The following is a 6717-nucleotide window of genomic DNA, read 5'->3' as shown; positions in this document are numbered from 1 at the left end:
GCCTGGTAACAGCGTTTACAGGAAATTTTACCTCTAAATGCTCGAAACAAGCGTAACAGCAAAAAACCTGCTGACATCGCTAGAGCAATATAGAGCACCGCTTCTTCCATCTAAAACAAGACCGAGGCAACTTGATAGACCACAAAAGAAGCCACATAGGCTAAAATGGCCATATAGGCAAACATTATAGCTGGCCATTTCCACGAGCCTGTCTCGCGTTTGCTAACGGCTAAAGTCGAAATACATTGGCAGGCAAAAACGTAAAACACCATAAGCGATAAAACTGTAGGAATTGCATATGCCGGTTCGCCCGTCAGCGGATCCTTAGCTTCTCGGATTGCGGCAATTAGAGATTCCGATTGCTCATCCGCTTGCTCTAGGTTATTGACCAGCGCCATTGAACTTACAAAAACCTCTCTAGCCGCAAAAGAAGCAACTAAACCAAGACCTATCTTCCAATCAAAACCTAAAGGTCTAATCACTGGTTCGATTGCATGTCCAATTCGTCCAGCGTAACTATGCCTTAAAACTTCTGCTGGCTCTTGCGCGGAATTCCTAGGATAGGACGCCATGAACCATAAAATAATTGAGCAGGCTAGGATTACAGTTCCAGCGTTAACGGCAAACACTCGGACCTTTTCCCATATTTGCGCTAAGACAGATCCCAAACGCGGAATGCAATAAGGAGGCATCTCCATTACAAAATGCGATGGCTCTCCTCTAAAAAAGAACTTCTTTGCCACGAACGCGATACTCGCAGCAGACGCCATGCCGAGAAAATACAATGCGAGAAACACGAGCCCCTGCAAGGAAAAAACACCAGCGATGGTTTGATTTGGAATAAAAGCTGCTATTAATAATGTGTAGACCGGCAATCTAGCGCTACAACTCATAAGTGGTGCGACCAAAATAGTAAGCAGCCGATCGACGTGCGAAGGAATACTGCGAGTAGCCATTATTCCCGGAACTGCACAAGCAAAGGAGCTCAATAGCGGAATAAAAGATCGCCCCTGCAGCCCAACATGACGCATTATCTTATCTAGTAAATAAGCAGCTCTGCAAAGATATCCGCTCTCCTCCAGGACGGAAATGAATAGATATAAAATTGCAATTTGCGGAACAAAAATAACCACACTTCCAACACCTGCAATAACTCCGTCCACCACGAGACTTTGCAGCTGCCCTGCTGGAATAAACTTTAACGCTAATTGCTGGAGCCAGGAAACGCCGTGATCAATCAAATCCATGGGAACACTCGCCCAAGTAAAAATTGACTGAAACATGACTGCCATAATAGTAAAAAAAATCATAAACCCATAAACCCTATGGGTTACAATCCTATCTATGGCTTCCGTTCTAGTCCGTCTCTTGACATCTGCAAACGACACACTGCGTTTTACTACTTCTTCAATCCATTCGTAACGCCACGATGCCTCATACGTGGCAGCATCAATGCCAATCTCCTGCAAATTTTTTCGAAAACCCGCAACAGCTTTACAAACCTCTTTGTCACCACAGTGACGAGCAGAGCTCAACAAACCTATACCGACAGCAATAGTGTCTCTGAATTTTTTCGAAAATACTTCCGCATATACGTTTCCCAACTTTTCAGCAAAGTCGAGGTAGCTATTTTCTTTGCACCATCGATACCGAGTTGCAGATATGGCCTCATTTCTAACCGCTCCAGAAATTAAACTTTTAAGCTGCTCTACTGCATTTCTGTTTGCATGATGAACATTAATTACGGAAACGCCCAGGGCGTTTGCCATCAGTTCAGTGCGCACGACGATGCCACGCCTCTTTGCAGCGTCTGCTTTGGCAATAGCGAGGACTACTGGCAGCCCCGTATCTATGAGTTGAGAAGCTAAGTACAGATTGCGATCCAGATTACATGCATCGACTACGCAAATCACCAAATCCGGCCTCTCGGATGCGTTACTGGCGTTAAGCAGGAAATCGACAGCAAGCTGCTCATCTGGTGAACCACCAAACAAACTATAAGTTCCAGGAAGATCTACCAGTCTCGCATCGCCAATTTCCGGTAGTTTTATTCTAGCCTCTCGCTTCTCAACCGTAACTCCCGGATAATTTGCCACTTTGTAAGATAGCCCGGATAAGGAGTTAAAAAGAGAAGTTTTGCCAGCATTAGGAACTCCAGCTAAGGCAATTAATGGCGATCTAGATTGCCAGTTATGTAGCTCAGATGATTCTGTAAAAGATTGAAATGTAGTCAAAATATTAGTGATTTTTCTTGGCCGCCACAAAACGGCATACCTTACCGCTCTTGATGGCAATATGGTGTAAACGTCAGCTCCTCTAGCTCAGTTAATCGCAGTGATAAATTATATCCCCTAAACTTTATCTCAACTGGATCTCCGAGCGGAGCACTTCCTACCACCTCGAATACAGCTCCGCATACTAGGCCCATGCCTACTAAGCGCTGCGCAAGACTCGTATAAGGGTCGCGAAAAGCAATTACTTTGAATTTTTCGCCTTTTCTTAGCAATAATTTACTTTTTAATCTTCGCAACTCCAAAACATCCAGCCTTAAAAAACGCAGTTCAATAGACATGCCAAATATGTGCATGTCATACCAAACAGTTTTAAAATAGACAAGCTCTTTAGTCGTTAATAAACGGGTGTGTCGAAAAACATGCCATTATTTCTTAATCTCGACAGGAAGCCTGAGACATTACTATGATATAACATCATCGAAATCAGACAATCGCGTGCGGGCTAGTTGGCGCCAATTTTTTATATCCTCTGGCTTGAGTGCCAATTTTTTTTCAAAATATTTGGAGCCACAAAAGTATTGCCAATATGGGTCATGTTCCCAGCGATCGACTAGCTGCTGATCGTTAAGGCCATACAGGCGCCGAAGATAGTGAAGCCCAAGCATCAATCGAGGCGGAAAAGAAGATAAGTCGTTCGCATTTAGGTAGATAGGCTTAAGAGTTTCAAGCAGCTCGTTCCAAGACACGGCAGCCTCCAATAGTACTAGAGGGTGATCCGAGCTAATAAGCCGCGCAAGTTCATTTCGGGACTCATCACTTGTCAAGGCATATCCAACTGCCTGCAGGGCCTTCATATGTCCTCCAAGAAAGTCACATGGCAACGCCACGCCGTCCCATTTGACACACAAAACCCAAAAAAACCTACTAATGAATTAAAAGAATCACTAAAAAGACCAGCTCGTTTCACTACAACACACGGAACGAACATTTTTGCGAAAGACAGCACTGCCACCTTTTATCAACATAGCGATAGGTATCGTTCTCTATGCCGAAATACTTATTTTAGTTTACACCAAACTATATATACTAGTAAATGCTATGAATACTTATTCTAGTAAATTTATTGCGGCCTCTCTGGATAGGGAAGCTAATGAGAGTTTTAACGCATCTGTCGTCTTAATTATGGCACGATAATTATTTAGTAGAGTTTTTAATAAAACTTGCCATCTTGTCTGTCGTCTCTTTGCTCAACAAGTGCTCTGTCTTGCAAGCATCTATTTCAGCCTGGGTAGGATCGACACCTAGAATATTCACAAAAAAGTCCTGCAAAATTTTTCGCCTTGCAAGTATCGCTTGGGCTATTTTGGTTCCTTCTTTGGATAAAGCCAAAAATCTGTTGTCGTCCTCAGTTACTAAACCTTTGGCTTTTAGATTCTTCAGATTAGTAGACGCACTGCCAGTTGTAATATCCAAATAGCGAGCCACATCGCTAACTCTGGCATAACCCCTAGAAGCAGTTAGCTCAAAAATTGCCAACAAGTGATGCGCCGCACTATGAGTAACGATATTCTCGCTAAACTCCTTCCAAAGCTCCATCACTTAAAAACCCTCTATTTTCCGACATCTGGGCCGCCACCCAGAACGACTGCCACATATGATGCGATCTTGGCGGAGAGGGGGGGATTCTACGATTTTGTTTTTTGCGTGTCTATAACTCTGTAATTACAATAGCTTTTTTCTTGGGCTTTTCTGAGTTTGTATCACTAAGTGGGCAGATTTATTGGAAATTTAGACTAAAAACTGCGGAGAAAGTATAGTTATCTTAAGTCTAATGAGGATAACTATTTGAAATTACCTGCTTTTATCTATAAGTCACGGCACGGGATCTATTATCTGAGATTTGTGGTCTCAAAGCAGGTTTTGCGGAGATTTGACGATATTCAACGAGAGATCAGGCTCTCACTTAACACAAGCAAAAAACGTGAGGCGCTAAGGCGTGGCTGCGAGCTGCAGCTTAGGCTGCATGATCTTTGTTCGGAGGCGTTAATTATGGCAGAAGATTCAAAAAATAGCGGTGGCGGTGAGAAGTTTAATCTTGCAAAACGAATTCAGCAATTCAGAGCAGAAGAAGATCTGCGACGAGAAAGAAAGGCGCTTGAGCGGAAGCAGTACTATGATGATCATAAACAATCACTGCTAACAGAAGGCGAAAAGCGGAATGGCTTACTTGATGTTGGTGGCACTCAGGTTCAGACAGTCACAAAGACAGGCAAATATAAAATTGATCTGGTAATAGCGAAATATCTCACTGAAAAAAGAGAACAGTCTAATTGGAAGATTGGCACAGTCACTACTGCTCAGTCGATCTTTGATCTCTTTATGGAAGTCATGGGAGCACGGCACTTCGATACTCTTGGTTACGAAGAGATCAGGTATTACAAGGAGATTGTATTAAAACTTCCCAAAAATAGAAACTGCATTAATAAGTTTAGGGGCAAGCATATTACAGAGATCATCGAATTGGATGGTTTTGAAACTGTATCAACAAAAACTAAGAACAAATATCTGCAATACGTGAGTGCTCTATTCGATTGGGCAAAACGACATGGTTATACAGATAATAATTACGCAGAAGGTTTTACACTACGAGTCACTGACGAGGATGAGCGTCAGCGATTTACAAAATGGCATTTAGAAAAGATCTTCTACAGTGACGAATATATGCAGTGTAACGGCAAGAAACATAAAAATGCTTTTAGATTTTGAATACCACTGATTTCTCTTTATACAGGAGCAAGAGGAAATGAACTCTGTCAGTTAAAACTATGCGATATCAAAGAAGAACAGGACATTCATTATTTTCATTTTAATGCTGCTCAACTGAACCCTAATGGCGACAAAGTTGGCAAAACAAAAGCTGCAAAAAGAAGAACAACAGTGCACTCGATGCTGATCAAACTTGGATTTTTGAATTACGTTACTCAGCAGAAGTCTGCTGGTGAGACGATGCTATTTTCTGGGCTTAAGTGGGACAAGAAGAACGGCTACTGGGCACAAGGCTCTAAGTGGTTTGATAAGTATCTTATTGGCTGTGGGGTCAAAGATCGCACTAAAGATAAAAACAAATTATGTCATCACTCGTTCAGGCATACTCTTAAGCATCATCTGAAGGAGAAGAACGTACGTATTGACTGGGCTAATCACGTTGTTGGACATACGAATGGCAGCGATTACGATGATCATGAGATCAATATAAAGCTGCTTTCAGAGGAAGTCATAGAGAAGATCGATTTCGGGCTGGATTTCTCGCATTTGATGAACTCAAGAAAAAATCCTTACTTCAGCGCTGGGAATGATGTAACTGCTGCGTTTCCGTGAATGCGCATGCTTTTGATTTTGTGGCAGATTTTTGCGGAATGTGCTAGTGTTTAGGCAGATTTTTAATTCTCAATTTTACAGGCGGCGCATATGAAAAAACTCACATGGGATGAAATTCGCAAAGAATACGATGGTCAGTGGGTGCATCTTATTGACTACGACTGGGAAGAAGGAACTCCTTATCCATCTGCTGGAGTGGTGCACTTACATGCAGACACAAGAAAAGCATTTGATCAGCTAATGATCTCTAATGATCCTATTCCAGGTGCTCGGTTATATGTCGGTGACATTAAAGAGACGGCTAATGTTATTCGGATGGGCTGTATCAGGGTAATTCCAAATGCAGCTCATTAGTTTTGATCGCAATCAGGACATACCAATTGTTGATGCATTAGTAGTTGGTCCAAGAAGTCATGAAAGAGTAAAATTAGTTTTTGATTCAGGGTGCGGAACAACTCAGATTCATACAGGCGTGATGGAAAGTATCGGGTATTCTGCACGTCTGGCAACTCGAACAATGGTAGTAAAAGGACCAGTTGGCGAGGAAGTTGAAGGATATATCGTCAATGTAGAAAAATTCAATTTGTTTGGACGTTCGATTACAGGCATGGAGGTTGGTGTCTACGATTTCGATAATTTCTCGCATTTCGGTATTGATGGTCTGCTAGGCTTTGATCTGATCAAACAGATGCATTTTGAACTAAATGGTCCTCAAGGTTTGCTGAAGATTTTTGATATTAGTGTGCAGTAATATTTTTATACTCGATTTTTTTTGTCCGGGTTGTACAGAAGATTGATTTTTAGGCTCGGTTATTTAATAGGTTTAGCTGGCATCGAGATCTCGATTCCTGATCAATCTCTCGGGAGTAATCAAAAACATTCTGCGTCAACTCGCTTGCATTTTGACAAGCGCAATCATCAGCGACTTTTCGTCTTTGTCACTCAATTTGTACCACTCCACGAACTTTACGATCTCAAGCAAAATTAACTACTTGAGATCGCAGTGGTACTTTCAAAATTGGCGGAGAGGGGGGGATTCGAACCCCCGGTGCGGGTTAACGCACACACGCTTTCCAAGCGTGCACCTTAAACCACTCGGACACCT

General features: G+C 42.3%; 8 protein-coding genes. 4 read left to right on the top strand and 4 right to left on the bottom strand.

The features are described 5' to 3' along the window. Positions 1-110: 110 nt before the first annotated feature. From feoB to IT291_03375, 4 genes are all read right to left on the bottom strand, one after another. The gene (gene feoB / locus IT291_03390; protein MCC6220267.1) at positions 111-2234 is read right to left on the bottom strand and encodes a ferrous iron transport protein B; all 2124 of its coding nucleotides are present in this window, start codon (positions 2232-2234) and stop codon (positions 111-113) included. A gap of 41 nt (positions 2235-2275) precedes the next feature. Then, a complete protein-coding gene (locus tag IT291_03385) occupies positions 2276-2572 on the bottom strand; it encodes a ferrous iron transport protein A (GenBank protein MCC6220266.1) in 297 nt (98 codons plus the stop codon). 123 nt (positions 2573-2695) lie between these two features. Beyond that, positions 2696-3088 (bottom strand): transposase, encoded by a 393-nt coding sequence (locus tag IT291_03380; protein MCC6220265.1) that lies wholly within the window; start codon positions 3086-3088, stop codon positions 2696-2698. Positions 3089-3428: 340 nt separating this feature from the next. Beyond that, positions 3429-3833, bottom strand: a complete 405-nt coding sequence (locus IT291_03375) for a metal-dependent transcriptional regulator (GenBank protein ID MCC6220264.1) — start codon at positions 3831-3833, stop codon at positions 3429-3431. A 246-nt stretch (positions 3834-4079) separates the two neighbouring features. Here IT291_03375 and IT291_03370 point away from each other — a divergent pair, with 246 nt between their 5' ends. The 4 genes from IT291_03370 to IT291_03355 all read left to right on the top strand — a co-directional run bounded on the left by IT291_03370 (position 4080) and on the right by IT291_03355 (position 6363). Further along, positions 4080-5000 (top strand): hypothetical protein, encoded by a 921-nt coding sequence (locus tag IT291_03370; GenBank protein MCC6220263.1) that lies wholly within the window; start codon positions 4080-4082, stop codon positions 4998-5000. Then, entirely contained in the window at positions 5001-5612 is a 612-nt protein-coding gene (locus tag IT291_03365; GenBank protein MCC6220262.1) for a tyrosine-type recombinase/integrase, read from the top strand. 90 nt (positions 5613-5702) lie between these two features. Then, a complete protein-coding gene (locus IT291_03360; GenBank protein ID MCC6220261.1) occupies positions 5703-5966 on the top strand; it encodes a hypothetical protein in 264 nt (87 codons plus the stop codon). Next, complete coding sequence (locus tag IT291_03355; protein MCC6220260.1) at positions 5953-6363, top strand: retropepsin-like domain-containing protein; 411 nt, start codon at positions 5953-5955, stop codon at positions 6361-6363. Before IT291_03360 ends, IT291_03355 begins: the two co-directional genes overlap by 14 nt. Positions 6364-6717 lie beyond the last annotated feature (354 nt).

The sequence above is a fragment of the Deltaproteobacteria bacterium genome (assembly GCA_020845775.1).
GTDB lineage: Bacteria > Bdellovibrionota_C > UBA2361 > SZUA-149 > JADLFC01 > JADLFC01.
This window is presented reverse-complemented; position numbering and strand designations above follow the sequence as displayed.